The sequence below is a fragment of the Streptomyces clavuligerus genome (assembly GCF_005519465.1).
GTDB lineage: Bacteria > Actinomycetota > Actinomycetes > Streptomycetales > Streptomycetaceae > Streptomyces > Streptomyces clavuligerus.
Window position 1 is genome coordinate 1,446,785 of record NZ_CP027859.1, and the last position, 25,394, is coordinate 1,472,178.

Below are 25,394 nucleotides of genomic sequence, written 5' to 3' on the forward strand. Positions count from 1 at the left end.
GACGGCGGGGGAGAGGCCCGGCCGGGGAACGGGCCACGACGGACAGTACGGGACGGACAGTACGGGACGGGAGACACGGTGCGGCCGAAGCGGACCGGGGACACGGCGGCGGTCAGCGTCGTCCTGCCCCATTACGACTGTGCCCGCTATGTGGGGGACGCCGTGGGCTCGGTGCTCGCCCAGGACCGGCCGGACCTGAGACTGTACGTGGTGGACGACCGCTCCCCGGACGAGAGCTGGACCACCGCGCTCCGCCCGTACGCCGACGACCCCCGGCTGACCGTCCTGCGCACCTCGCGGAACGTGGGACATCTGCGGATCAAGAACCAGCTCCTGGAACGGATCACCACCCCGTACGTCGCCTTCCAGGACGCCGACGACATCAGCCTGCCCGACCGGCTCCGGCGGCAGCTCGCGGTGCTGGAGCGGAACCGGGCCGATCTGGTGGGCTGCGCCTACGAGTACATCGACGCCGAGGGCCGGGCCACCGGCCGCCGCCGGATGCCCCGGCACGGCAATCTGTGGCTGCGCCTGGGCCGCACCACCGTGGTGCTGCACCCCTCGACGGTGGTGCGGCGACAGGCCCTGGTACGGCTCGGCGGCTTCGACGGCACCGTGCGGTTCGGCGCGGACACCGACTTCCATCTGCGGCTGGCCCGGCTCTACCGGCTGCGCAGCGTACGGCGCACGCTCTACCGCTACCGGATCTGGCCGGACTCCCTGACCCAGGCGCCCGACACCGGTTTCGGCTCGCCGCGGCGCCGCGCCTACACGGAGGCGATGCACGCGCAGGAGCGGCGCCGCAGGGCCGCCCGCACCCGGGAGGAACTGCTGCCGCTGCTCATCGCCCCCGCCAATGACGTCGACTTCGAGCTGGAACCGGTCCGGCTGACCTGAGGGCGGCCGATCCGGTGCGGCCGGTGGCGGCGCCCGCGCGCCGGTTCACCCGGTGATGACCGTCCCCGCGCCGGGTCGCGTTCCCGTGCCGCCGGACCGGGTGAAGCGGACCCACGAGCAGTTCCAGCCGCCGTCCGACGACGACGATCCGCGCGCCCCCTCCCCGGACGCCGACGGGACCCGGGGCGCCCGGTGCCAACCACCGGTGACACGGTAGGTGCCCGGCCCGAGCGGGAGCACCGTACCCACGCCGAGACATGGTCCGGATGGAGCCGGACCGGCGGGTTCAGCCGGGTGAGGGCGTGCAGCGCCGCGGCTCGCTCCCGGGGAGTCGCGAACGAGCCATGTCGTTCTCGTGCGTGCCCACCGCCGCCCAGGCGACCACGACATGGCCGCCGTGGACGGTGAACTCCCCCCCCACTCCCGCTCCTCGGCGGCGGACGCCCCGGCCGCGTGCCGACGCGGCAGCTCCGCGCGGCCCGGGGGGACCGGGGAGCGCAGGAGGAGAAGACCGTCGTCGGCGAGTGCGACCTCCGCCGTTCCCTCACCCTCCGTCTCCCAGAGGAAGCCCGTGTGCTCCTCGCCGTCCCCGAACCGCACGAACGCGGCTTCCAGGTCGTCGACCGCCGCCATGGCCCGCGCGAAGTCGCGGCCCGGCTGCTGTTCGCCGGTGGGACCGTGGGCCGCGCCGCCCCAGTGCGCGAAGGCGTCGACCCCGCACACGAAGAGCGGTCCGCCCAAGGACGTCACCGTGGCGGGCGACCATCGGTACGCGGGCCGGGACGCGGAGGGGCGGTGGCTCGTGCGCATGGCCGCCGATCAGGGAAGAGGGGAAGGGGAAGCGTCGGTCAGGTGCCGGTGCGGACCCTGCGGCGGCCCGAAGACATCCCGGTCGTGGCCAGGTCGCGGCCCGTCGGACGGGCGCGGGCCCGTGGCCGGGGTCCCTGATGGTGGGCCCCCGGCCGCGGGCGGCGCGAGGACCGTCTCACCGGCCCCCGGGGCCGTGCCGCCGGAGGGGCGGCGCGGTGAGCAGTTCCGCGACCGGGTCCGGGCTGCCCGCCGTGCTCAGCTCCTGCACCAGCTCGCAGTTCCGGGCGACCCGTTCGGCCACCCAGGCGCGCAGCCACGCGGAGAGCCGCGGCAGGGGGAGGTCGGAGGGCGCGAGACCGGTGAGGACGCAGCCGGTCGCCGCCGCGCCGCCGACGTTGACGACGACATCCGGGAGGACGGTGTGGCCCCGTTCGCGCAGCAGTCGGCGGGCCGGTTCGGTGCAGCTCATGTTTCCGCCCTCGACCACCATCGGGGCGCGGACGGAGGGCACGGCGTCGGTGTCGATCGCAGCCGCGGACGCCGCCAGCACCAGGACATCGGCGTCGCTGTGGAGCCAGGCCCGGCCGGGGCCGCGGACGGTGGCCGACGCGGGCAGCCGGGTGCGGTCGATCGTGCCGTCACCGCTGGTGAGCGCGGTGAGTTCGGCGACCGGCAGACCGCGCGGGTCCTCGATCGTGCCATGGACGTCGGCCACCGCCACCACCCGGTGGCCCCGGTCGGCCAGATGACCGGCCACCGCGCGGCCGACGGTCCCGAACCCCTGGATCGCGATCCGCCGGGGGGTACGGGCACCGGCGGCGCGCAGGGCGCCGAGCACCGCGACCGCCACCCCGTAGCCGGTGATGTCGGCCATGTGGTCCCACAGTTCGGCCCAGCCGACGGTGAGCCGGGTGGCCCCGGGCCGTTCGGCGACGTCGTACCCGGCGGCCTCGAAGGCCAGCCGCCGGTCCGCGTAGGTGGTGCCCTGGTCGCAGCCGAGATAGACCCCGCCGTGCAGCAGCGGACCGGCGGACCGGCCGAACTCCCGCATGACCGCCTGCCGCTCGGCGCCGGTCCCCGGGGCGCCGGGGCCGGGCGCGATGCCCGCCTTGGCGCCGCCGATGGGCAGGCCGACCAGTGCCAGCTTGCGGGTCATGGCCCGGGCCAGGTGCGCCAGCTCCGCCTCGGTCACCGTCGGGGTCATCCGGGTGCCCCCCATGGCCAGACCGTCGACCAGGGAGTCCACGACCACCCACGCCCGCGCTTCGCAGCCCGGCAGATCCAGGGTGGTGGAGAGCACGGGCCGGGGCGCGCCCCCCACGCCCCCCGCACCCGTAGCCGTACCCGGGTCCGTCCGCTCCGGGGAAAGGGCCCGGCTCACCGGGCCTCCGCCTCCGGGGCGGTCCGCTCGCGCAGACTGCGCGGACGCATATCGGTCCACACCCGTTCGATGTGCGCGAGACACTCGTCCTTCGTGCCGTGCACACCGTCCTCGCGCCAGCCGGCCGGTGTCTCCCGCTGTGCCGACCAGATCGAGTACTGCTCCTCGTCGTTGACGACGACCTTCCACCGCTCCCGCACATCGCCGCTCATGTCATGCCCTCCAGTTGTCGATCGAATGCGGCCAGCCACTCGGGCAGGCTCTCGGTACTCAGCAGCCCCGTTCCGACGAGCACACCGGCGAAGCCCTCCCGGAGCAGCCGGGCGGCGGCTTCCGGGCGGTGGATTCCACTGGCGCTCACCGGGCAGCGGGTGCCGCTGTCCTGTACGGCGGGCAGGAGCGCGTAGCTCCGCCCGAGGTCGCCCGCGCCGCGCTCGCGGGCGGTGATGTCCTTGTTGTTGACGGCGATCGCGCACTCCTCGGCGTGCGGCACCCGGCTGATCTCCGCCTCGCGCGTCACCTCGACGAACGGTGTCAGACCGAGTCCCAGCGCGTGTTCGACCAGGCCGCCCAGGGTGGACCGGGGCAGCAGCGCGGCGGTGAGCAGGACGGCGGACGCCCCGGCCGCGCGGGACTCGTCGAGCTGGCTCCGGCGGGTGAGGAAGTCCTTGTGGAGCAGCGGGAGATCCGTGTGGTCCGCGACCTCCCGCAGCAGCTCCGGGGTGCCGCCGAACCAGTGCCCGGTCACCACGGAGAGACAGGGCGCCCCGGCGTCCCGGTACGCGGTGGCCAGCCGGGCGGCCGACCGGCCCGCGAACAGGTCCCGGCCGTCGGCGTCCCGGGGCTTCAGCTCCATGATCACCGGTCGGCGGGCGGTCAGCAGCGCCTCGATGAACGGGGCCGTCACCGCCCGGCCTCCGGTCCCGGGACCGGGCGCCAGCCCCGGGACACAGCGCGGACCCGGTCGGCCCGCAGCCGTCCGTCGGCGTCCCTGGCCGCGGTGTCGACATCGATCCCCAGGAAGAGGGGGTGCTCCAGCACGGCCCGGTACTCCTCCCGGTTGTCGGCGCGGACGCCCCCGGCGAGCAGGAACGGCCGGGACATCCGGTCCACGAGCCCCAGCACGGCGCCGGGGTCCACCGGCTGCCCGGTGCTGCCGATCCGGCCGTCGGCGGCGACCGCGTCCACCAGGAAGACATCCGTTCCGGCCCGTTCGTACGCGGGGATCAGCGAGCGCTCGGGGCAGCTCTCCCCGTCGAGGTGGACCACCTTGACCACGGTGAGATCACCGCCGTCGCCGTCGCCGCCGTCCTTCAGCGCGCGGACCGTGCCCGGCGGCTGGTAGCCGTGGAGCTGTATCCAGTGGATCCGCGCGGCGGCCAGGGCCTCGCGCAGACCGTCGGCGTCCCGGCGGAAGGTGACGAGGACGGGCCGCGGCCGGGCCGCGCGGCGGGCGGCCGAGGCCAGCGCCGAGAGCTTCGACGGCGACAGATCGGCGCGGCCTCCCGGAACGCCGTGCCACAGGCCGACCAGATCGGCTCCGGCCGCGCCGAGCAGTTCCACGTCCCCGGCCGACCCGGCTCCGCATATCTTGAGCAGCACCGGACGTCACAGCCCCAGCATGGACGCGACGCGATTGCGCTGGATCTCCGACGTGCCCGAGTAGATCGGGCCCGCGACCGCGTCGCGCAGATCCTTCTCCAGACCGCATTCGGTCAGATATCCGCTGCCGCCGAAGATCTGGACGGCCGCCTGCGCGGAAGCGAGCGCGCTCTCACTGGCGATCACCTTGCTGATGGAGATGTCCGTGGTGACGTTCTCGCCCGCCGTCATACGGACCGCCGTGTCGTACAGCCATTTCCGCGAGGTCTCCAGGCCGATTTTCATGTCCACGATCCGGTGGGAAATCGCCTGGTAAGAGCCGATGGCCTGGCCGAACTGGGTGCGTTCCTTGGCGTATTCGACACAGCGGTCGAGCCGGTACCGCATCTGCCCGGTGCTGATGATGAAGGCGAGCAGGATCTCCCACTTCATCACATGGTCCAGGATGAGAAAGCCGGAGCCGACCCGGCCGAGCACGGCGGACGCCGGAATCCGGCAGTCGTCGAAGTGGAGTTCGCTCAGCGGCGAGGTGCGCAGCCCCATCTTCCCGACGGGCGCCCCGACGGTGAGGCCGGGTGTGTTCCGCTCCACGACGAAGGCGGAGATGCCGAAGGGGCCGCCGTCCGGGTGGGTCCGGGCGTACACGACGAAGACATCGGCGACGGGCCCGTTGCTGACGAAGGACTTGCTGCCCCGCAGCACAAAACCGCCGTCGGCGTCGCGGGTCGCCGTGGTGCGCATGGCCAGCGCGTCGGAGCCGCTCCCGGACTCGGTGATCGCGTGCGCCCCGATGGTCCCGCCCGAGCAGACGCCCGGCAGGAAGCGCTGTTTGAGCGTGTGTGAGCCGAACCGTTCCAGCGGTACCCCGACGCCGGTCAGATGCGTGGCGACGGAGAAGGCGAGCCCGCCGTCCCGGCAGCCCGCGCCGAGTTCTTCGAGCACGTACATGGTGGTGAGCAGGGACTGACCGAGCCCGCCCCAGCGCTCGTCGAACGGCAGGCCGAGGATTCCGGACCGCTGGACGAGCTTCCACTGCTCCCGGGGGAAGACGGCGGCGGCGTCCCGTTCCGCATGGCCCTCGCTGAGGGCGTCGCACCACTGCGCGACCCCCTCGCGCAGGGCGTTCTGATCGGCGTTCCAACTGATCACGTGCGCGGTCCTGTCAGTACTGGGAGAATGCGGCCGGGTCCAGGCTGTGCCGTTCGCCTCCGCGCAGCGCGGGCGAGAACACGCACACCAGCCGGAGGTCTTCGTCCTGGCTCGCTATCAGGAAATGGGCGTCGTGCTGATCGAGCGCGTAGAACGTGCCGGGTTCGATCGGGTGCGAAATCCCGGACGAGTCCACCACCTCTCCGGTGCCCGCGATGCAGTAACAGGCTTCCAGATGGCGCCGGTACTCCAGCCGGGACTTCGTGCCGGCGCGTACCGTGGTGTCCGTCACGGAGTAGCCCATGCCGTCGGATTCGAGAAGGAATCTGCGGCTGAGCCCATTGCCCCAGTCCACGGTCTGCACCTCGTCGAGGCGTCGGACAATCATGAGGTGAACCTCCTGGCGTGAAGGAAGAAATCAACGGAATCCGTCGATGAGGAATGCATGAGAAATCGACGGAAAATCGAACTGAGAAGTCGACCGGATCGACCGGATCGACGGGAATCCAGCGGGGTGGATCAGGGGGAGTCCGGGGAGAGCGCCTGGACGAAGGTGTGGAACGCTTCGACCACGTCGGCCCCCTCGGTGAGGGCCCGTTCGATCCGGGCGACCCCGGCACTGCCCACCACGGCGGCGTCGGCGCCGAGCCGGTGCAGCCGCGCGATGTCGGCCCGGGACCGGACCCCGAACCCCACGGCGACCGGCACCGCGGCCGTCCGCCGCAGCTCGGCCACGGCCGCCGCCAGCCCCCGCAGGTCGGTTCCGAGGGCGGAGCCGCTGCGGCCGTAGTGGGCCACGAGGTAGACATACGCGGAGGCGTCCGCGGCGGCCCCGGCCCGTACCGCGGCGGTCGAGGCGGTGTAGCAGGTGGCCACCCTGGGCAGCCCGGCCCGCCGCACGGCCTCCCCGTACTCCGTCCGCAGCCGGGGCGGCAGCCCGTGCAGCAGGAGTCCGTCGGCGCCCGACCCGGCGACCCGCTGGACGAAGTCGCCCAGCGACGGCAGGGGTTTGACGGTGTGGCTCCAGTCGGCCAGCAGCGCGATCCGGAGATGCCTCAGCCGGGGTCGGACCGAGCCGACGAAGCGGAGCACCTCGTCGAGCCCGGTGCCCTCCGCCAGCGCCCGCCCGGCCGAGCGGCGGACCACCGGTCCGTCGGTGACCGAGTCGGGGAAGGGCACCGCCAGCTCCAGACAGTCCACCCGGCGGTCGTCGAGCATCCGCACCAGATCGGCCAGTACGGGCAGCGGCGGGTCCCCGGCGTTGAGGAACAGCGCGAGACCGGGCCGGTCCGGCGGCCGGTGGGCGAAGAACCCGCTCATCGCGCGCCCCCCGCCCGCAGCCGCTCGACGAGGCGGAGCGCGCCGCCGCCGTGCAGGGCGTCACCGGCCGAGGCGAGCGCGTCCGGCCAGGTGGCGAAGGTCCCGCTCGCGACCGCGAGCGCGGCGGCGTTCAGCCGGACGGTCCGGGCCGCCTGGTCCGTGCCCTGCCCCGACAGCACCGCGAGGAAGCGCTCGGCGGCCCTCTCCCCGGTGTCGGTGGCGGCCAGCCGCAGCCCGGCGAGGGCATCGGCCCCCGCCTCCGGGCCCGCCGTCACCGTCCCCGGGCCTGCCGTTGCTGTCTCGGGGCCCGCCGTCACCGTCCCCGGGCCTGCCGTTGCTGTCTCGGGGCCCGCCGTCACCGTCCCAGGGCCCGCCGTCTCCGGTCCCGGGCCCGCCGTCCTGCCCGGGTGCTCCGCCGGAACGCGGAACGTCCCGCCGTCGTTCGGGTGGACGACATTGTCGACGGAGCCCACCAGCTCGTCCACGCCCAGCTCATTGACGCACAGCCAGATCCTCCGGTCCCCGACCGAGGCGGCGTACCGCCGCAGGCCCGGCAGCACGGAGGGGTCGCCGACGCCCACGAGCTGCGCCGAGACCGGCATCGTCGCCAGGAACGGCCCGATCGCGTTGACGAGACCGCCGAGCTGCCGCATCTCCAGCGGCAGAATGCTCCGCGCCAGCAGGGTCAGCTCCCGCGGATAGACGAAGCCCCCGGGGAAGGCGATGCCGAACCGGTCCACCATCTCGGCGGTCTGTTCGTACGACGTGGTCAGCGCGATGCCGAGCCGTTCGAGCAGATCGATCGAGCCGCAGACGCCGGAATGGGCGCGGGAGCCCGTCTTGACCACCCGGACCCCCATCGCGGCGGCGACGAACGCGGCGGCGGTGGAGACGTTGAACGTCCTCGGCCCGCCTCCGGTACCGACGATGTTCGCGGTGTCCTCCAGCCGTACACCGCACTCCGGACGGCGTTCGTCGAGCGAGCGGAGCAGCGCGCTCAGGGTGTCCTGATCAGGGGTACGGGTGGACAGCGACGCCAACAGGGCCACCGTCTCGCCGCGCTGGAGGCCGCCGTCCCGGAGGCCGTCCCAGAAGGAGTGCCACATCGGCCGGTCGACGGGCGGCCGGTCCCGGGCGAGCAGCGCCGTGAGCACCTCGTGCACGGTCGTCAGCCGGAGTTCCGGCCGGACCGCCCGGCCTGCTCGCGCCGTTCGGACCACTCGTTCTGCTCGCCCTGCTCGGCCTGTTCACGCGGCTCGGCCCGCTCGGCCTGTTCGCACTGCTCGATGAAGCGGCTGATCGCGTCGACGGAACGGAAGATCTCCGGGTCGGGCTCGATCCGATCGGCCCGCAGCTCGAACCGGTCCTCCAGCCAGGCCATCGTCTTGAGCAGCCCCAGGCTGTCGATGACCCCGCCCGCCACCAGGTCGTAGTCGGACGCCAGCTCCTCCGGGGCGACGTCCGGCAGGAACTCCTCCAGGACGAACCGCTTCACGGCCAGGGTGTGTTTCACGATGCTGTTCCTTCGTTTCCTTCGTTCGGCCGGGCCGTGGCCCGAGTGGGGTGGTCGCGTTCGACCCCCGCGCGGTCGATCTTTCCGGTGGACGTCCTCGGCAGCGGGGTGTCCACGATCAGCAGCTCCGAGGGGACGGAGGTGAGGGGGAGCAGGCCGGCGCAGTGCCGCCGCAGCACCAGGGTGTTCAGCCGGGCGGCCGGGGCCGCAGCCGGGGCCCTGCGGACCACGGCGCGCAGCAGCCGCCCGGCCACCGGGTCGGGCACCGTCACCACCGCCGCCTCGGTGACGTCCGGGTGGGCCAGCAGCACCTGTTCGACCTCGTGGAGGTTGACCCGCGTCCCGCGGACCTTCACCTGGTGGTCGTTCCGGCCCTCCAGGGTGATCCGGCCGTCCTCGTGGCGCCGGACGAGGTCGCCGCTGCGGAAGAACCGGCGCGGCTGCCCGTCCCGGAGCCGGGTGACGAACCTCTCCGCGTTCTGCTCCGGGTCCGGATAGCCGGAGGTCTGGAACGGGGTGCTGACTTCGAGTTCGCCGACCCCCGGCCCGGTCAGGAGCCGGCCGTCGGCGCCGACGATCACGGCGTCCACCCCGGGCAGCGGACGGCCGATCGGGATCGGGGCGTCCGGGGGTTCGGTGCCGTCGACCTCGTACAGGAAGCTGTCGTTGGTCTCGGTGCAGCCGTAGAGGTTGTAGAGCCGTGCCCCGCCGAAGAGACGGGGGAGGTCGGCGAGACAGCGGGTGGGCAGGGTGTCCCCGGTGAAGATGACGTGCTCGACGCCGTCGAGCCGTCGGCCGCTCGGCACGGCCGCGTCGGTGAGCAGCCGGAAGAGCATCGGCACCGCCTGGACGACGCGCACCTCGTGGCGGTCCAGGAGGTCGAGCAGCCGTTCGGCGCGGGTGGCCTCGGCCGGGTCGACGAGGACGACCCGGCCGCCGTGCTTGAGCGTGGTCCAGACGTCCAGCAGACACAGGTCGAAGTTGAGCGGGGCGTAGTTGAGCACCGTCGTGCCCCGGCGGATGCCGAACCGTTCCCCCGCCCAGTCGGTGAAACGGTCCACCGCCCCCCTGCCCAGCGACACGATCTTCGGCCGTCCGGTGGAGCCGGAGGTGGTGAGCATGAACGAGACGTCGTCCGGCCCGGTGCGCCGCCGCGGCCCGGTCGGCGGTTCGGGCACGGGCGCGGCTGTGGCTGTGGCTGTGGCTGTGGCTGTGGCTGTGGGTACGGGCGCGGCTGCGGCCACGGGTACGGGGGCGGACTCGGCCGTGGGCACGGACCCGGCCGCGGGGGCGGGCGCCGGTGACAGCACCCGGGTGCGGCCCGCCCGCTCGAACAGCTCACGCAGCGCCCCGGACGGCAGCGCCGGTGAGGGCAGCAGAAAACGCCGTCCCTCCAGCAGACAGGCGAGCACCAGGGCGATCGTCGCGGGCGACTTCTCGGCCGGAATGCCGATCGGGTCGTCGACGTCCGGTGCCGCGCGGGCGACCCGGGCGCGCTCCCGCTGCGCCCGTGCGAGGAGTTCGCCGTAGCTCGTCTCCTCCCCGCTGTGGACCAGCGCCGGATCATCCGGGTGCTCAACGGCACGGGAGACAATCGAACTCGCCAAGTCCAGCGCGTTCCCGCTGCCCTGTCGCAGGGCCATGGCTTCTTCGAGTTCATGCGACGGGCGCACGCGGCAGATCTCCTTGAATAATTTTACGGTTCTGCGTGGAACCAAAACGAAAGAAAACCACTCCGCCCCCCTCGCAGTAATAGGCAATGGCCGTGCAGTCATGTCGGGAAGTGTCCGAGTTCCACCTTTTCCGTACTGTCGCATATCGGGCTCCCCGGTCTCCAAGACCCCCGGGGGAATCCTGTCGGAATCCTGACATCCGGCCCTCTACCAGGGCGGATCACACACCGACAGCATGATGTACGGCCAGGCACTCCGGCCGTCCGCCGGGTGATGCTAACCATGGAACCAGTCGCAGTGCCATAGCTGATTTCCCAATGCACCGATCCCGGAACTCGATCTTGCCGAGCGGGATCGGATTGATCTAGCATCCGCCGTACTGTTCAACGGGGAAGTTGAATCGGTGAGTGCTTTTGCCACCGCTCCGACTTTTCTCACCGCCGTGAAAGGTGAAATCCATCATGTCTGGCCCTGACCGGCCCGTGGACACCCCGGCAATGCTGTCCTTCGCCCAGCAACGGCTCTGGTTCCTCGACCGTTTGCGCCCGGGCCGGCCCGACCACAACGTCCCGGCCGCGATCCGGCTGCGGGGTCCCCTGGACCCTCGGGCCCTGCGGGCGGCACTGACCGGCGTGGTCCGGCGGCACGAGGTCCTGCGCAGCAGGATCGTCGTCGTCGACGACACCCCGTGCCAGGTCCTGGAGCCCGTCACCTGCTTCGTCCCGGTCACCACCGATCTCACGCACCTCCCGGCCGGACGGGCCCTGGAACGGGCCGAGGAACTCGTGGCCGCCGACATGGCGGCCCCGTTCGACCTCGGCACCGCGCCCATGCTGCGCGCCCGGCTGATCGCGATCGGCCCGGACGACCATCTCCTTCTGCTGGTGATCCATCACATCGCCGCCGACGGCTGGTCGCTGCCGGTGCTGTGGGAGGAGTTCGCCGCCGGTTACCGTGCCGCCCTCGCGGGCCGGGCCGCCGCACTGCCGGAACTGCCGGTCCAGTACGCGGATTTCGCCTCCTGGCAGCACAGCTCCGGGACCGGGCCGCTGCTCGAAGCCCAGCTCGCCCACTGGCGGGAACGGCTCACCGGGCGCGGCGAGGCGGAGTTCCCCCCGGACCGGCCCCGCCCCGCCGTGTGGTCGGGCCGGGGCGACCGGACCACGTTCGAGCTGCCCGGGGAGGTGGCGGACGGGGTCCGGGCGCTGGGGCGCACCCATGAGGTGACCCCGTTCATCACCCTGCTCGCGGCCTTCCAGGTGCTGCTCGCGCACGTCTCCGGCAGCCCCGGGACACCGGTGGGCACACCGATCTCCGGGCGGACCCGGATCGAGGTCGAGCCGCTCATCGGCTTCTTCGTCAACACGCTCGTGCTCCACCCCGACCTGTCGGGCGACCCCGCCTTCACCGAGGTGCTGGCCCGGGTGCGCCAATGCGCCGTGGACGCCTACGCCCACCAGGACATCCCCTTCGAGCGGCTGGTGGAGGAGGTGCGGCCGGAGCGCGACCTCGGCCGGCACCCGCTGTTCACCGTCATGTTCCAGCTCGACGAGGAGCCCGCCGTCCCGACCGGGCTGCCGGGGCTCGACGCGCGGGCCCATCCGGTTCCGCACACCGTCGTCAAGTTCGACATCGAGGTCTCCCTGACGGACCACGGCGACCGCTTCACCGGCGTCGTCCGCTATGCCACCGACCTCTTTGAGCACGAGACGGTACGGCGGCTCGCCGAGGAGTACCGGACGCTTCTGGGCCGGCTCGTCGGCAGCCCCGAGCGGCCGATCTCGGCCTGGCGGCCGGCCCTCGGGCCCCGGACGGCCCCGTCCGCCGCCTCCGCCCCGTCCATCGCCTCCGACCGGCGGCCCGTCACCGGGGGGCCGTCCGTACGGAGCGGCGAGTGCGCCGCCCGCCCCGCCACCGAGACCGAACTGCTCGTCCTGGAGATCTGGAACGAGGTGTTCACCGCCGCGTCGGAGGCCGCCGGACCGGGCGCCGCGGCCCCGGAGGCCGCCGGATCGGACACCGGATCGGAGGCCGCAGTCCCGGGCCGTGCGGACGGCTTCGCCCCCGACGGCGTCCACAGCGACTTCTTCCAACTCGGCGGCCACTCCCTGCTCGCCTCGAAGGCCATGTCCCGCCTCAGCCGCGCACTCGGCCTGGAACTCCCGGTGGCCCTGCTCTTCTACCACCCCACCGTCGCGGAACTCGCCCAGGCCGTCGAGGTGGAACTGCTGAAGGACCTCGGCCACACCACCCCCGCGACGGGACCGTCTCCCGCCGGAAAGGACCGGCTGTCATGACGGCACACACCGGCCGGCCCCGGCCGGACACAGCGGGCGACACCGCCCCCGACTCCGCCCTCGCCCCCGGCTCCGGCTCCGCCCCCGGCTCCGTCCCCGACGCCGCGCGGGCCCTCCTCGCCGAACGCGTCCGCGCCGCCCGCAGAAACACGGCGGGCGCCACCCCGGACCCCGCGATCCCGCCCCGCCCCGGGGGCGCGCCCCTGGCCTCGTTCACCCAGGAACGCATGTGGCTGGCCGGGCGTCTCGCGGACGAGCCCGCGCTCTACAACGTCCACGAGGTCTTCCGGCTGCGCGGCCCGCTGGACCTGCCCGCCCTCGGCCACGGCCTCTCCGAGCTGATCCGACGGCACGAGGTGCTGCGCACCGTCTTCCCCGAACGGGACGGACGGCCCTGCCCCGAGGTCGCCCCCGCCCGCCCGCTCGAACCCGCCGTGACGGACCTTCGCGCCGAACCGGCCGAACGGAGAACGGCACGCGCCCTTGACCTGATCAGGACCGAGATCCGGCGCCCGTTCGACCTGAGCCGCGCCCCGCTGCTGCGCGCCTCGCTGATCCGCGTCGGCGCCGACGACTGCTTCCTGGTGGTGGTCGCCCACCACATCGCGGTCGACGGCTGGTCGCTGCCCCTGCTGTGGGACGAGCTGTCGACGGTCTACCGGAGCAGGCTGGAGGGCCGGGACCACGGACTGCCCGCGCCCGCGCTCCAGTACGCCGACTTCGCCCACTGGCAGCGCGACCGGCTCACCGGCGACCGGCTGCGGCGCGAGCTGGACCACTGGAGCGAACGTCTCTCCGGTCTGACCCCCGTGGACCTGCCGACCGACCGCCCCCGTGGCCCGGCGCACTCGGGCCGGGGCGCGCGGATCACCTTCACGATCCCCGACGACCTGGCCGAACGGTTGCGACAGCTCGGGCATCGGCACGGCGCCACCCCGTTCATGACCTATCTCGCCGCGTTCCAGACCCTGCTCGCCCGCTGGAGCGGACAGAGCGACATCGCGGTCGGCACCCCCGTCGCCGGACGGACCCGCCCGGAGCTGGACCCGCTGGTGGGCGCGTTCATCAACACCGTCGTCATCCGGACCGACCTGACGGGCGACCCCGGCTTCGGCGAACTGCTCGGCCGGGTCCGCCACACCGCCGTGGACGCCTACGCGCACCAGGAGGTGCCGTTCGAACGGGTGGTGCGCCAGGTGCGGCCGGAACGCGGACTCGACCGCAATCCGCTGTTCCAGGTGCTGTTCGCGCATATGTCCGGCGGCGGCGCCGTGCCGAGGCTGCCGGGGGTGGCGGCCGAGCAGGTCGACGTCGACAACGGCACCTCCAAGGTGAGCCTCAGCCTGGTCACGGCCGAGCGGCCCACCGGCACCACCGGCACGCTGGCCTTCGACACCGACCTGTTCGACCGCGCGACCGCGCGGCGGCTGGCCGGGCACTATCTGCGTCTGCTGCGGAGCGCGGCGGACGACCCGGACCGCCCCGTCTCCCGTCTGGACCTGCTCACCGAGGCCGAGCGGGCCGAACTGCTGCTGGCGGCGGCCGGGACCACCGACGGGCCCGTCCCCTCCGACCTGTGTCTGCACGAACTGATCGAGCGGCAGGCCCGGCTGACCCCCGACGCGACGGCGGTCCACTGCGACGGGCAGCACCTCACCTATCGGGAGCTGGACCGGAGGGCCAACCGGCTGGCCCGGTATCTGCGGGAGCGCGGAGCGGGCCCCGAACGCCTGGTCGGCGTCTGTCTGCCGCGCTCGACGGAGCTGGTCGTCGCCCTGCTGGCGGTCCTCAAGTCCGGCGCCGCGTATCTGCCGCTCGACCCGGACCTGCCCGTTCGGCGGCTGTCGTTCATGCTCTCCGACGCGCGGGCACCGCTGCTGCTCACCCTGCGCTCCTTGGCCGACCGGCTGCCCACGGCGACCGGGACGGCGGCGGACCCGGCGGCGGACACAGTGACGGACGTGGTGACTGGGACGATCCCGGACGACACGGCCGCGCACGAGGCCACGACGGCCCCGGCGACCGGTGTCACCACCGTCTGGCTGGACCGTGAGGCGGACCTCGTCGCCACCCGGTCGGACGAGCCCCTTCCCGCCCTCGCGCACCCCGCCGGGCTCGCGTACGCGATCTACACCTCCGGCTCCACCGGGCGCCCCAAGGCTGTCTTGGTCCCGCACGCGGGCGTCGTCAACTATCTGGTCGTCCGTGGCAGACAGCTCGGCCTCGACGGGTCCGATGTCGTCGCCTCGGTGGCCTCGATCTCCTTCGATGTCCTCGTCCCCCAGGTGTTCATGCCCCTGGCCTGGGGCGCGAGCGTGGTGATCGCCCCCTCGGAGGTCGCCGTCGACGGGCCCCGGCTCGCGGAGATGATGCGCGCGTTCGGCGTCACCACCCTCATGGCCACCCCCGCCACCTGGCATCTGCTGCTGGACAGCGGCTGGCGGGGCGGCCGGTTCCAGGCGATCTGCGTGGGGGAGGCGCTTCAGCCGCAGCTCGCGGAGCGGCTGCTCGGTGTGGTCTCCACACTGTGGAACGGGTACGGCCCCACGGAGGCGTCCGTCGGCTGTGTCACCCACCGGGTGGACCCCGAACGTGACCTGGACCGGCCGGGCGGGTCGGTACCCATCGGCCGCCCCCTCGGCCATCTGCGGATCCATCTGCTGGACCGGCACGGGGCCCCCGTCCCGGCGGGCGTCCCCGGAGAGATCCACATCGGGGGAGCCGGGGTCACCCGTGGCTACGCGGGCCGCCCCGGGCTGACCGCCGAGCGGTTCGTCCCCGACCCGTTCGGCCACGGCGACCGGCTCTACCGGACCGGTGACCTGGCGCGGTATCTGCCCGACGGCACACTCGTCTTCCTCGGCCGGACCGACGAGCAGGTGAAGATACGGGGCTACCGCGTCGAACTCGGCGAGATCGAGGCGGCGCTCGCCGCGCGGCCCGGTGTCGACCGGGCGGCGGTGACGGTACGGGGCAGCGGCACCGGTGCCGAACTCGCCGGCTATGTGGTGTGGCAGGACCCTCCCGGCGGCCCGGACGCGCTCGGCGGCCCGGACCGGCCGGGCGGCCCGGACCGCCCCGCCGCCCTGGCGGAGCTGCGGCGCTCCCTGCACGACACCCTGCCCGACCACATGGTCCCCGTGACCCTGACCGCCCTCGGACGCATTCCGTTGACCCCGAACGGAAAGGTGGACCGCGCGGCCCTGCCCGAGCCCGTCCGCCCCGTCCCCGGCGCGGACGCACGGCCCGCCCGGGAGCCGCTGGAGCTGCGGATGGCCGCGATCTGGCAGCGGGTCCTGGACCTCCCCCGGGTCGGTGCCCAGGACAACTTCTTCGACCTGGGCGGGCATTCGCTCCGGGCGGTCGAGCTGATGGAGGCGGTCCGCCGGGAGCTGGGCGTCACCGCGCCGCTCCACCTCCTCTTCCGCCATCCCACCGTCGAGGGCCTGTGCGAGGAGCTGCCCACCGCACCGGCCGTCCTGCGCCGCCGCGTCGTTCCGCTGGCGGCGGGCGGACCGGACCGGGCACCGCTGATCCTGGTGCATCCGCAGACCGGCGATGTGTCCTGCTACCTCGACCTGGCCGGACCGCTCGGCACCGGCGGACGCCCCGTCCACGGTGTCGAGGCCGTCGGCTACTCCACCGACGAACAGCCCCTGACCACCGTCGAGGAGCAGGCCCGGCACGCCCTGCGGGAGCTGCGGGACACCCTCCCCGACGGCCCGTATCTGCTGGCGGGCTGGTCCTTCGGCGGCCTGGTCGCCTTCGAGCTGGCCCGGCTCCTGGAGCAGGAGGGCCACCCTCCGGCGTTCCTCGGGATCATCGACATGGCGGCGCCCGGTCCGACGGCCAGGCCCGGTCCGACACCCGGCCCTGCTTCGACACCCGGGCCCGCTCCGACGGCCGGACCCGCCGAAGGAGACCCCGGCGAACTCGTCGAACTGCTGCTCCGGGACGTGTACGGCGACCGGCCGCTTCCCGAACGCGTCCGCACCGCACAGACACGGCGCATGGCACGCGTCCTCGCCGCCAACGGCGAAGCGGTCACCCGCTACCGCCCCCCGGCCCCGATCCGCACCCCGATCCACCTGTTCACCAGCACCGCGACCCATCCCACCCGCACCAACCCGCTGGTGGTCCCGGAGCGGTGGCAGGAACACACCGAGGGAGACCTGACCGTGGTCGAGGTACCCGGCAACCACCACGACATGCTGACACCGCCGCATGTCACGGCCTTCGCCGCCGCCCTGTCGGCGGCCCTGGAGGACCTGGCATGAGCGGCCCCGCACACGGGACGCCGGTCCCCGGACCCGAACTCCCGCTGTCGTCGGCGCAGTCCGGCATCTGGTTCGCCCACCAACTGCGCCCGGACAGCCCCGCCTACAACACCGCCGAATACGTGGACATCCCCGGACCGGTCGACGGGGAGCTGTTCGAACGGGCCCTGCGACAGGTCGTGGACGAGACCGAATCGCTGCGCGTCCGGCTCACCACGGGCCCCGCAGGTCCCCGGCAGACCGTCGTCACGCCCCTTCCACCGGTACTGCACCGGGCCGACCTCAGCTCCGCCCCCGACCCCCGGGGAGCCGCCCTGGAGTGGATGCGCGCCGACCTGTCCACCCCGGTCGACCTCGTCCGTGGCCCGCTGCTGCGCCAGGCCCTGTTCCGGATCGGACCGGACCACCACCTCTGGTACAACCGGGTGCACCACATCGTCGTCGACGGATTCAGCATGTCGCTCGTCGCCCGCCGGGTGGCCAAGGTCTACACCCGGCTGGCCGAGGGCCGCGACCCCGGCGGGCCCGCCTTCGGCCCGCTGGGCCTGCTGCTCGCGGAGGACGCCGCCTACCACGCGTCGGAGCAGCGTGAACGGGACCGGGAGTTCTGGGCGGCCCGCCTCGCCGACCGGCCCGACCCGGTCAGCCTCGCCACCCGGTCGGCCCCGGCGTCGGGGGAGTTCCTGCGCCGGACGGGCGTCCTCACGGCACCCGCCCTGGCGGCGCTGCGCCGTACCGGGCACGGGGCCGGAACGGGCTGGCCCACCGCCATGATCGCGACGATCGCCGGATATCTGCACCGCGTCAGCGGCGAACGGGACCTCGTCCTCGGCATGCCGGTGACCGGCCGGGCCACCGGCCTCGCGGGGCCCGCCGGACCGGCCGGGGCCTCGGGCCGGACCGTCCCCGGCATGGTGGCGAACGTGCTGCCGCTGCGGCTGCGGGTGGACCCCGCCCTCGGTCTGTCCGCGCTCGTCCGGCAGACCGCCGCCGAGATCGACGCCCTCCGCCCGCACCAGCGCCACCGCACCGAGGAACTGCGCCGACGGCAGGGCGAGGACCGGCCGGAACGGCTGCTGCCGGGCCCCGTCGCCAACATCATGTCGTTCTACTGCCGACTGGAGTTCGCGGGCGTGCCCGCCACCGCGCACAACCTGTCCAACGGGCCCGTCGAGGACCTCTCGTTCTCCGTCTACGACCGGTCCGACGGCACCCCGGTCCGCTTCGACCTCGACGCGAACCCGGCGCTCTACACCGACGCCGAACTCGCCGCCCACCACGAGCGCTTCCTGCGCTTCCTGGACACCGCCGGAGCGGAACCGGACCGGCCGCTCGGCGCGACCGACATCCTCACCCGGGAGGAGCGGCACCGGACCCTCGTCGCGGAGAACCGCACCGAGCACCCCCTGCCGCCGACGACCCTGCCCCGGGTCTTCGCGTCCCGCGCGGCCCGCACCCCCGGCGCGACCGCCGTCGTCCTCGGCGACACCGCGCTGACCTACGCCGAACTCGACGCCCGCGCCAACCGGCTGGCCCATCGGCTGATCGCCCTCGGCGTCCGTGCCGAGAGCACGGTGGCCGTCCTCATGGAACGCTCGATCGACGTGGTGGTGTCGGTCCTGGCGATCAGCAAGGCGGGCGGCGCCTATGTGCCGCTGGACACCCGGTCCCCCGCGGCCCGGCTCCGCCTCGTCCTGGAGCGGACGGGGGCGGCGGCGCTGCTCACCCACCGGGCCACCCGGGACCACGGACTCGCCGCCGGGACCGCCGTCCCGACCCTCATGGTCGACGCGGACGCGGACGCGGACGCGTACCCGGAGGCGGACGCGGAGGCGGAGGCGCACCCGGTAGCGGGTGACCCCGCCGTACCCGTGCACCCGGACCAGTTGGCCTGTGTCCTGTACACCTCGGGGTCCACCGGCACCCCCAAGGGCGTGGCCCTGAGCCATCGCAACGTCCTGAGCCTGACCGCGCAGCGGTGCTGGCAGGAGAGCGGGAGCGGCCCCCGGGCGGATGCCCCCGGTCCGGACGTCCCCGGTCCGGGCGGCTCCACGGCGACCGGCGGCGGCCCGCGCATGCTCGCCCACTCCCCGCACGCCTTCGACGCCTCCACCCTCGAATGGTGGGTCCCGCTCCTCAACGGGGGCCAGGTGGTCATCGCCCCGCCGGGCGATCTCGACCTCGCGGCCTACCGCCGTCTCCTCACCGGACACCGGGTCGACACCGTATGGCTGACCGCCGGACTCTTCCGCGTCGTCGCCGAGGAGGACCCCGGCGCCCTGACCGGCCTCGCGCAGGTGTGGACCGGCGGCGACGTCGTCCCGCCCGCCGCCGTGCGCCGGGTGCTCGACCACTGCCCCGACACCGCGGTGATCGCCGGGTACGGACCGACCGAGAGCGCCACGTTCACCACCCGCCATGTGCTGCGCCCGGACCGGGCCGTCCCCGGCACCGTGCCCATCGGCCGCCCCATGGACAACCGGCGGGTGTACATCCTGGACCGGACGCTGTCACCGGTGCCGCCGGGGACAGCGGGCGAACTGTACATCGCGGGCGCCGGGGTGGCCCGGGGCTATCTCGGCGACCCGGTGCGCACCGCCCGGCGGTTCGTGCCGTGCCCGTTCGGCGGCCCGGGGGAACGGATGTACCGCACCGGCGATGTCGTGCGCCGGAACCCCGACGGCGAACTGGAGTTCGTCGGCCGGGTCGACGACCAGGTCAAACTGCACGGCTTCCGCATCGAACCTGGCGAGATCGAAACAGTGCTCGCCGCGCACCCCGAGGTCGCCCAGGCGACCGTGACCGTCGTCCGGGACCCCGCCGGGACCGCCCGGCTGATCGCCCATGTCGTGCCCGTGACGGGCACGGAACCCGGCCCGGCCCCGCTGCGTGAGCATGTCGCGGCGGCGCTCCCCGACTACATGGTGCCCTCGGCGTTCGTCGTCCTCGACCGCTTTCCCCTGACCGGCCGGGGGAAGATCGACCGGGCTGCGCTGCCCGTCCCCGACACCGCCCCCGGGGCGGCACCGTCCGATCCGGGCCGCGCCACCCCGGCGGAGCGGGCCGTGTGCGCGCTCTTCGCCGAGGTGCTCGGCCTGCCGTCCGTGGGCACCGACGACGGTTTCTTCGCGCTCGGCGGCACATCCCTCCTCGCCACCCGGCTGATCAACCGGGTACGGGTGCGGCTCGGCCGTGAACTCACCCTGGGCGCGCTCTTCCAGACCCCCACCCCGGCCGGTCTCGCCGCGGCGCTCGACGCCGCCCCGGCCGCCCCCGCGGAACCGGGCATCCCCCGCCGCACCACAGCACCGACATCGAACACAGGGAGTGTCTCGCCATGATCCACACCGTTCCCCGCCCCGGGGACGGGGACTCCCCGGCGACGGCGGAACCGGGCGTCTCCCGGGTCCGCCGCTACTACCAACTCGTCGACGCCGGAGAGGTGTCCGCGCTGGTCGCCCTCTTCGCCCCGGACGCCCGCTACCACCGGCCCGGCTACCGGCCGATCGTCGGACACGCCGAACTGGAACGCTTCTACCTCGACCGGCGCGTGATCCGCAGCGGGGTCCACACCCTGACCACCGTGGTCGCCTCCGGGGACGAGATCGCCGTCCACGGGGTGTTCCGGGGGGTCCTGCACGACGGCGACGAGGTCGAGCTGCGGTTCGCGGACTTCTTCCGGATGACGCCGCACGGCAGCATCGCGGCCCGGGACACCTTCTTCCATGTCCCCGCCGTCTGAGCCCGTGCACGCCTTTGCCGACCGTCCCGCCCTCGGAACGATCCGGGTCGCCCGCCGCCACAACGGCCCGCCGGACAGCGCCAACGGCGGCTATGTCTCGGGACTCGTCGCGGAACGGGCCCGCCGGGCCCTGGAAACGCTCCGGGAAACGGCCCGGGAGCCGGAGGGCGACCTCGCGGTCCAGCTCCACGCCCCGCCGCCGCTGGCGACCGACCTCACGCTGACCGGGGCCGGTCGCCGGGTCCACGTCTGGCACGGGGAACACCTCGTCGCGACCGCCTCCCCGCAGCCGCCGGTCGCGGACACGGTGGACTTCGTTCCGCCGTCCCTCGCCGAGCGCGCCATGTCCGCGTACGGCGGACACCGCCACCACCCGTTCCCCGGCTGCTTCGTGTGCGGCCCCGCCCGCCCCGACGGTCTGCGGCTCGCCCCGGGGCCGGTCCCCGGCGGCCCGGACAGCCGGGTCGCGTGCCTGTGGACCCCGGGCGCCGACTGCGACGACGGCACCGGAACCGCCGCCGCCGAGCTGGTGTGGGCCGCACTGGACTGCCCCGGCGGCTGGACGCTCGACCCGTCGCGGAGCCCGCTGGTCCTCGGCCGGATGGCCGCCCGGATCACGGAGCGCCCCCGGATCGGCGAGACCGTCGTCCTGACCGGCCGCGGGACACCCGGCGACGGACGGACCCTCACCTGCGTCACCGCGCTCTTCCGCGCCGACGGGACGGAACTCGGCCGCGCCACCGCGACCTGGGTGCGTTTGACGACAGCGACACCTCTTCAGCACAGGAAAGTGGGAAGCAGTTGACCAGCACGGTCCTCACCAGCGACGAAAGCCAGGGCCCGACCGGTACCCCGGGCCCCACCGGCATTCCGGGCTTCCGGGGCGTCCCTGGCTTCAGCGGCAGCGGCCTGCCGCCGTTCGACGCGCGGAGCATCCATGAGCTGGTCGCCGAGCAGGCGGAACGGGCCCCGGACGCGCCCGCCGTGAGCTGCGGCGGGCAGACCCTCAGCTACCGGCAGCTCGTCGACCGCGCGGACCGGCTCGCCCGGCGGCTGCGGGACGCCGGGCTGCGCCCGGAGGAGGTCGTCGGCGTTCTCGTCCGGCGCTCGCCGGAGCTGGTCGTGGCCCTCCTCGCCGTCCTCACCGCGGGCGGCGCCTACCTCGGGCTCGACCCCGAGGACCCGCCCGCCCGGCACGAACTGCTGCTCGGGGACGCGGGCGTCGGCATGGTGATCACCGAGGAGGCGCTGCGGGAACGGGTGCCGGACGGCGTCGCCGCCGTGGGGGAGGAGGGCCCCGTACCCGTCGTGCGGCCCGTCCGCGCCTCCCCGGCGCCCGGGCCCGGCCCCGACCGGCTCGCCTATGTCAGCTACACCTCGGGCTCCACCGGCGAACCCAAGGGCGTCGCCGTGCCGCACCGGGCCGTCGACCGCCTGGTGCGGGGCGCGGACTGGATGGAGGTCCGCCCCGGGGACGTCTTCTTCCACATCGCGCCGGTCGCGTTCGACGCGTCCACGCTGGAGATCTGGGCCCCGCTCGTCAACGGCTGCCGACTGGCCGTCTTCCCGCCGGGCACGATCGCCCTGGCGGAGGTGGCGCGGACGGTCCGCGCCGAGGGCGTCACCGTGCTGCTGCTGACCACCGGGCTCTTCCACCGGATGGCGGGCTCCCACCCCGAGGCGTTCGCCGGGGTGCGCCATGTCCTCACCGGCGGGGACGTGGCCTCGCCGAGCCATGTCGAACGGCTGCTGACGCTCCACCCCGGGCTGGTGTACACCAACGGCTACGGACCCACCGAGAACACCACGTACACCACCTGCTGGACCAGCGACACCCTCACGAACCGGGAGCGCGTGCCGATCGGCGGCCCGATCAGCGGCACCAGGATCGCCGTGCTCGACAGCGAGCTGAGGCCCGTGCCCGCCGGGGAGTGCGGCGAGCTGTACGCGGCCGGGGCCGGTCTCGCGCGCGGCTATCTGAACCGCCCCGGCGCCACCGCCGAAAGGTTTCTCCCCGACCCGTCCGGCACGGAGCCGGGCGCCAGGATGTACCGGACCGGCGATCTGGTCCGGTGGACACCGGACGGCACGCTGGAGTTCGTCGGACGCGCCGACCAACAGGTCAAGGTCCAGGGCTACCGCGCCGAACCCCAGGCCGTCGAGGCCGCGCTGGAACGACTGCCCGGGGTACGCCACGCGGCCGTCCTCCCCCAGCCCGACCCGGCGGGTGGCACCCGACTCCTCGCGTATGTCGTGCCCGACGGCGTGGAGCTCGCCGCCGCGGGAGGGGCCACCGGCGGTGGTGTGCCCGCCGGTGCCGGGGGAGGGGCCGTCGGCACGGACCTGTCTGCCGACGCCGGGGGAGGAGCCGCCGACGTCGACGTGCGCGACGGCGCCCCGGGCGGGGGCACCGGCGGTGGCGTGTCCGTCGGTGCCCGAGGAGGGGCTGCCGGTGCTGGTGTGCCCGGAGTCAGTGCCCCGGGTGGGGCCAGCGGCACGGTCCTGCCTGATGGTGCTGGGGGAGGAGCCGCCGACGGCGACGTGCCCGACGGCGCCCCGGGCGAGGCCACCGGCGGTGGTGTGCCCGCCGCCGAGGGAGGGGCTGCCGGTGCTGGTGTGCCCGGCGCCAGTGCCCCGGGAGGGGCCGTCGGCACGGTCCTGCCTGATGGTGCCCTGGGCCGGGCCGGCGGTGGCGGTGTCCCCGGCGGCGCTCGGGGAGGGGCTGCCGGTGCTGGTGTGCCCGGCGACGTCAGAGGCAGGGCCACCGGCGGTGATGTGTCCGGCGACGCACGGGGAGGGGGCACCGGTACGGATCTGCCCGACGGTGCCCGGGAAAGGACGGTCGGCAGGGACCTGTCCGCCGACGCAGGGGGAACGGCCGCTGCTGGCGTCCTGCTTGCCGGTACCGGGTCCGTCGCAGCGCAGGAGCGGACCGCCGCCCCGGGCGGTGCCACCGGTACTGGTACCGACCTGCCCGGCGGCGGTCCGCGAGGGGGCACCGACGTCATGTCGTCCGACGTGCTCGGGCTCGGCGGACGGCTCCGGCGGGAGTTGCGTGCCGAGCTGCCCGCGTATCTGATCCCCTGGGCCATCCTCGTCCGCTCCGAACTGCCGCTGAACCGCAACGGCAAGGTCGACCGCCGGGCCCTGCCCGGTGCCACCCGGGTGCCGCGGAACGTGCCCAACGCGTTCACCGCCCCCCGTACCCCGACCGAGCTGCGGCTGGCCGAACTCTGGGGCGAACTGCTCGGCGTCGAACCGGTCGGGACCGACGACGACTTCTTCGACCTCGGCGGACACTCGCTGCTCGCCACCGAACTGCTGGCCGCCGTCGAGCGCGAGTTCGGCACGGCCGTCCCCGCCCAGACGCTGTACCTGTCGCCGACCGTCGCCGAGTTGGCCACGGCCCTCGACACCCGGCTGCACGCGGCGGCGGAGGCGGCGGCAGAGGGGAGCACCCGGTGACCCCGGTCCCCGCGGCCGGGCAATGCCCGGTCTCCGCGTCCCCGCCGGGCGCCCTGACCGACCCCGGCCTCTTCCAGGCCGACGGGGCCCACGAGGTGTGGCGACGGCTGCGCCGCCACACCCCCGTGAGCAGGCAGGAGGCGGCGGACGGCACCGGGTACTGGTCGGTCGTCCGCCACGCCGACGCCTGCCGGGTGCTGCGCGACCACGACACGTTCACCTCCGAACGCGGCACCCTGCTCAACCTCCTCGGCAAGGGCGACCCCGCGGGCGGGCGCCAGATGGCGGTCACCGACCCGCCCCGGCACGGCCGACTGCGCGCACCCCTCCAGCAGGCCTTGTCCGTCAAGGAGGTGGCACACGACCGGGAGGCCGTCCGCGGCGCGGTCACCCGGCTGCTCGACCCCCTCGCCGACGGCGGGGTGTTCGACTTCGCCGCCGCCATGGCCGCCCTGCCGACGGCCGTGATCGGAACGATGATGGCGCTGCCGGAGGAGGACTGGCCCCGGCTGACCCGCCTCACCCACGCGTGCATCGCGGCGGACGACCCCGAGTACCAGCTCGCCGCCGGGCCGCAGGCCACCCTCGTGGCCGCCCACCGCGAACTCTTCGCCTACTTCCAGGACACCGTCACCCAGCGGCGGCGCTCCCCGGGCGACGACCTCATCGGCGTACTGCTCGCGATGGAGCTGGACGGACGCCCGCTGTCCCCGGGCGAGATCGTGTCCAACTGCTACAGCCTGCTGCTCGGCGCGACCGTCACCACCGCGCAGCCCCCGAACGCGGCGATGGCCGAGCTGGCCGGAACCGCCGCCCTCGACGACTGGGCGGCCCACCCGGAGGCGCTGTCGAGCGGTGTCGAGGAAGCCCTGCGCTGGTCCTCGCCCACCCAGCACTTCATGCGCCACACCACCCGCGAGGTCGAGATCGGCGGGGCCCTGATCCCGGCGGGGGAGGCGGTCGTCGTCTGGCTGGGCTCGGCCAACCGGGACGAGTCCGTCTTCGCCGACCCGGACACGTTCGACATCCGGCGCAGGCCCAACAAGCACATCGCGTTCGGCGCCGGCGCCCACTACTGCGTCGGACACACCGTCGCCCGGGCGACCCTGCGGGCCCTGTTCGCGGAGCTGCTCGGCCGGTTCACCGGCTTCGAACTCGCCGGGCCCCCGCGGCGGATGCGGTCGAACATCATCGCGGGCTTCACCCGGCTGCCGCTCACCGCGAAGCCCCGATAGGCGCCCCCACCCTGCACCCCCGGCACCACCACC

At 74.0% G+C, this 25,394-nt stretch carries 19 protein-coding genes; 8 read left to right on the plus strand and 11 right to left on the minus strand.

The window, feature by feature from the left end; all coding sequences use genetic code 11:
• Nucleotides 1–78: 78 nt before the first annotated feature.
• On the plus strand, nucleotides 79–897 hold the full coding sequence (locus CRV15_RS34375; protein ID WP_003958104.1) for a glycosyltransferase family 2 protein: 819 nt from the start codon (nucleotides 79–81) through the stop codon (nucleotides 895–897).
• Between the two features lie 45 nt (nucleotides 898–942).
• On the opposite strand, the gene CRV15_RS34380 is transcribed toward CRV15_RS34375, so the two are convergent.
• The 11 genes from CRV15_RS34380 to CRV15_RS34430 form a co-directional block, all read right to left on the minus strand.
• Nucleotides 943–1,707, minus strand: coding sequence for a hypothetical protein (locus CRV15_RS34380; protein WP_003963607.1), 765 nt, complete (start codon nucleotides 1,705–1,707; stop codon nucleotides 943–945).
• A 175-nt stretch (nucleotides 1,708–1,882) separates the two neighbouring features.
• Entirely contained in the window at nucleotides 1,883–3,028 is a 1,146-nt protein-coding gene (locus tag CRV15_RS34385) for a Glu/Leu/Phe/Val dehydrogenase dimerization domain-containing protein (RefSeq protein WP_003958106.1), read from the minus strand.
• A gap of 56 nt (nucleotides 3,029–3,084) precedes the next feature.
• On the minus strand, nucleotides 3,085–3,300 hold the full coding sequence (locus tag CRV15_RS34390) for an MbtH family protein (protein WP_003958107.1): 216 nt from the start codon (nucleotides 3,298–3,300) through the stop codon (nucleotides 3,085–3,087).
• Nucleotides 3,297–3,995: a beta/alpha barrel domain-containing protein gene (locus CRV15_RS34395; RefSeq protein WP_003963609.1), complete on the minus strand. Its 699-nt coding sequence runs from the start codon at nucleotides 3,993–3,995 to the stop codon at nucleotides 3,297–3,299. The genes CRV15_RS34390 and CRV15_RS34395 overlap by 4 nt, the downstream gene beginning before the upstream one ends.
• The gene (gene trpF, locus CRV15_RS34400) at nucleotides 3,992–4,690 is read right to left on the minus strand and encodes a phosphoribosylanthranilate isomerase (RefSeq protein WP_003958109.1); all 699 of its coding nucleotides are present in this window, start codon (nucleotides 4,688–4,690) and stop codon (nucleotides 3,992–3,994) included. The genes CRV15_RS34395 and trpF overlap by 4 nt, the downstream gene beginning before the upstream one ends.
• 6 nt (nucleotides 4,691–4,696) lie before the next feature.
• Entirely contained in the window at nucleotides 4,697–5,839 is a 1,143-nt protein-coding gene (locus tag CRV15_RS34405; RefSeq protein WP_003958110.1) for an acyl-CoA dehydrogenase family protein, read from the minus strand.
• A gap of 13 nt (nucleotides 5,840–5,852) precedes the next feature.
• Nucleotides 5,853–6,227, minus strand: coding sequence for an ectoine synthase (locus CRV15_RS34410; RefSeq protein WP_003958111.1), 375 nt, complete (start codon nucleotides 6,225–6,227; stop codon nucleotides 5,853–5,855).
• A gap of 131 nt (nucleotides 6,228–6,358) precedes the next feature.
• Nucleotides 6,359–7,159, minus strand: coding sequence for a tryptophan synthase subunit alpha (gene trpA, locus CRV15_RS34415; protein WP_003958112.1), 801 nt, complete (start codon nucleotides 7,157–7,159; stop codon nucleotides 6,359–6,361).
• Entirely contained in the window at nucleotides 7,156–8,322 is a 1,167-nt protein-coding gene (locus CRV15_RS34420; RefSeq protein ID WP_003958113.1) for an anthranilate phosphoribosyltransferase, read from the minus strand. The genes trpA and CRV15_RS34420 overlap by 4 nt, the downstream gene beginning before the upstream one ends.
• Nucleotides 8,323–8,327: 5 nt before the next feature.
• The gene (locus CRV15_RS34425) at nucleotides 8,328–8,672 is read right to left on the minus strand and encodes an acyl carrier protein (protein WP_003958114.1); all 345 of its coding nucleotides are present in this window, start codon (nucleotides 8,670–8,672) and stop codon (nucleotides 8,328–8,330) included.
• Entirely contained in the window at nucleotides 8,669–10,315 is a 1,647-nt protein-coding gene (locus CRV15_RS34430; RefSeq protein WP_003963610.1) for an AMP-binding protein, read from the minus strand. Before CRV15_RS34430 ends, CRV15_RS34425 begins: the two co-directional genes overlap by 4 nt.
• A gap of 491 nt (nucleotides 10,316–10,806) precedes the next feature.
• Here CRV15_RS34430 and CRV15_RS34435 point away from each other — a divergent pair, with 491 nt between their 5' ends.
• From CRV15_RS34435 to CRV15_RS34465, 7 genes are read left to right on the plus strand one after another with little or no spacing between them, the layout of a single operon-like run.
• Nucleotides 10,807–12,642, plus strand: coding sequence for a condensation domain-containing protein (locus CRV15_RS34435; protein WP_003963611.1), 1,836 nt, complete (start codon nucleotides 10,807–10,809; stop codon nucleotides 12,640–12,642).
• Nucleotides 12,639–16,919, plus strand: a complete 4,281-nt coding sequence (locus tag CRV15_RS34440; protein ID WP_003963612.1) for a non-ribosomal peptide synthetase — start codon at nucleotides 12,639–12,641, stop codon at nucleotides 16,917–16,919. The genes CRV15_RS34435 and CRV15_RS34440 overlap by 4 nt, the downstream gene beginning before the upstream one ends.
• Nucleotides 16,916–20,260 carry a non-ribosomal peptide synthetase gene (locus tag CRV15_RS34445; protein ID WP_003963613.1) on the plus strand — a complete coding sequence of 1,115 codons (3,345 nt, stop codon included), beginning with the start codon at nucleotides 16,916–16,918 and terminating at the stop codon, nucleotides 20,258–20,260. Before CRV15_RS34440 ends, CRV15_RS34445 begins: the two co-directional genes overlap by 4 nt.
• Nucleotides 20,257–20,661, plus strand: a complete 405-nt coding sequence (locus CRV15_RS34450) for a nuclear transport factor 2 family protein (protein WP_003963614.1) — start codon at nucleotides 20,257–20,259, stop codon at nucleotides 20,659–20,661. Before CRV15_RS34445 ends, CRV15_RS34450 begins: the two co-directional genes overlap by 4 nt.
• Entirely contained in the window at nucleotides 20,645–21,466 is an 822-nt protein-coding gene (locus CRV15_RS34455) for a hypothetical protein (RefSeq protein WP_009999580.1), read from the plus strand. The genes CRV15_RS34450 and CRV15_RS34455 overlap by 17 nt, the downstream gene beginning before the upstream one ends.
• Complete coding sequence (locus tag CRV15_RS34460; RefSeq protein WP_003963616.1) at nucleotides 21,463–24,126, plus strand: amino acid adenylation domain-containing protein; 2,664 nt, start codon at nucleotides 21,463–21,465, stop codon at nucleotides 24,124–24,126. The genes CRV15_RS34455 and CRV15_RS34460 overlap by 4 nt, the downstream gene beginning before the upstream one ends.
• Nucleotides 24,123–25,361 carry a cytochrome P450 gene (locus CRV15_RS34465; protein WP_003963617.1) on the plus strand — a complete coding sequence of 413 codons (1,239 nt, stop codon included), beginning with the start codon at nucleotides 24,123–24,125 and terminating at the stop codon, nucleotides 25,359–25,361. Before CRV15_RS34460 ends, CRV15_RS34465 begins: the two co-directional genes overlap by 4 nt.
• Nucleotides 25,362–25,394: the final 33 nt, after the last annotated feature.

Coding starts and splice junctions, on each gene's coding strand:
- CRV15_RS34455 (WP_009999580.1), top strand. CDS start 20,645: ATGTCCCCGCCGTCTGAGCCCGTGCACGCCTTTGCCGACCGTCCCGCC.
- CRV15_RS34390 (WP_003958107.1), bottom strand. CDS start 3,300: ATGAGCGGCGATGTGCGGGAGCGGTGGAAGGTCGTCGTCAACGACGAG.
- CRV15_RS34450 (WP_003963614.1), top strand. CDS start 20,257: ATGATCCACACCGTTCCCCGCCCCGGGGACGGGGACTCCCCGGCGACG.
- CRV15_RS34440 (WP_003963612.1), top strand. CDS start 12,639: ATGACGGCACACACCGGCCGGCCCCGGCCGGACACAGCGGGCGACACC.
- CRV15_RS34435 (WP_003963611.1), top strand. CDS start 10,807: ATGTCTGGCCCTGACCGGCCCGTGGACACCCCGGCAATGCTGTCCTTC.
- CRV15_RS34430 (WP_003963610.1), bottom strand. CDS start 10,315: ATGGCCCTGCGACAGGGCAGCGGGAACGCGCTGGACTTGGCGAGTTCG.
- CRV15_RS34380 (WP_003963607.1), bottom strand. CDS start 1,707: ATGCGCACGAGCCACCGCCCCTCCGCGTCCCGGCCCGCGTACCGATGG.
- trpA (WP_003958112.1), bottom strand. CDS start 7,159: ATGAGCGGGTTCTTCGCCCACCGGCCGCCGGACCGGCCCGGTCTCGCG.
- CRV15_RS34445 (WP_003963613.1), top strand. CDS start 16,916: ATGAGCGGCCCCGCACACGGGACGCCGGTCCCCGGACCCGAACTCCCG.
- CRV15_RS34410 (WP_003958111.1), bottom strand. CDS start 6,227: ATGATTGTCCGACGCCTCGACGAGGTGCAGACCGTGGACTGGGGCAAT.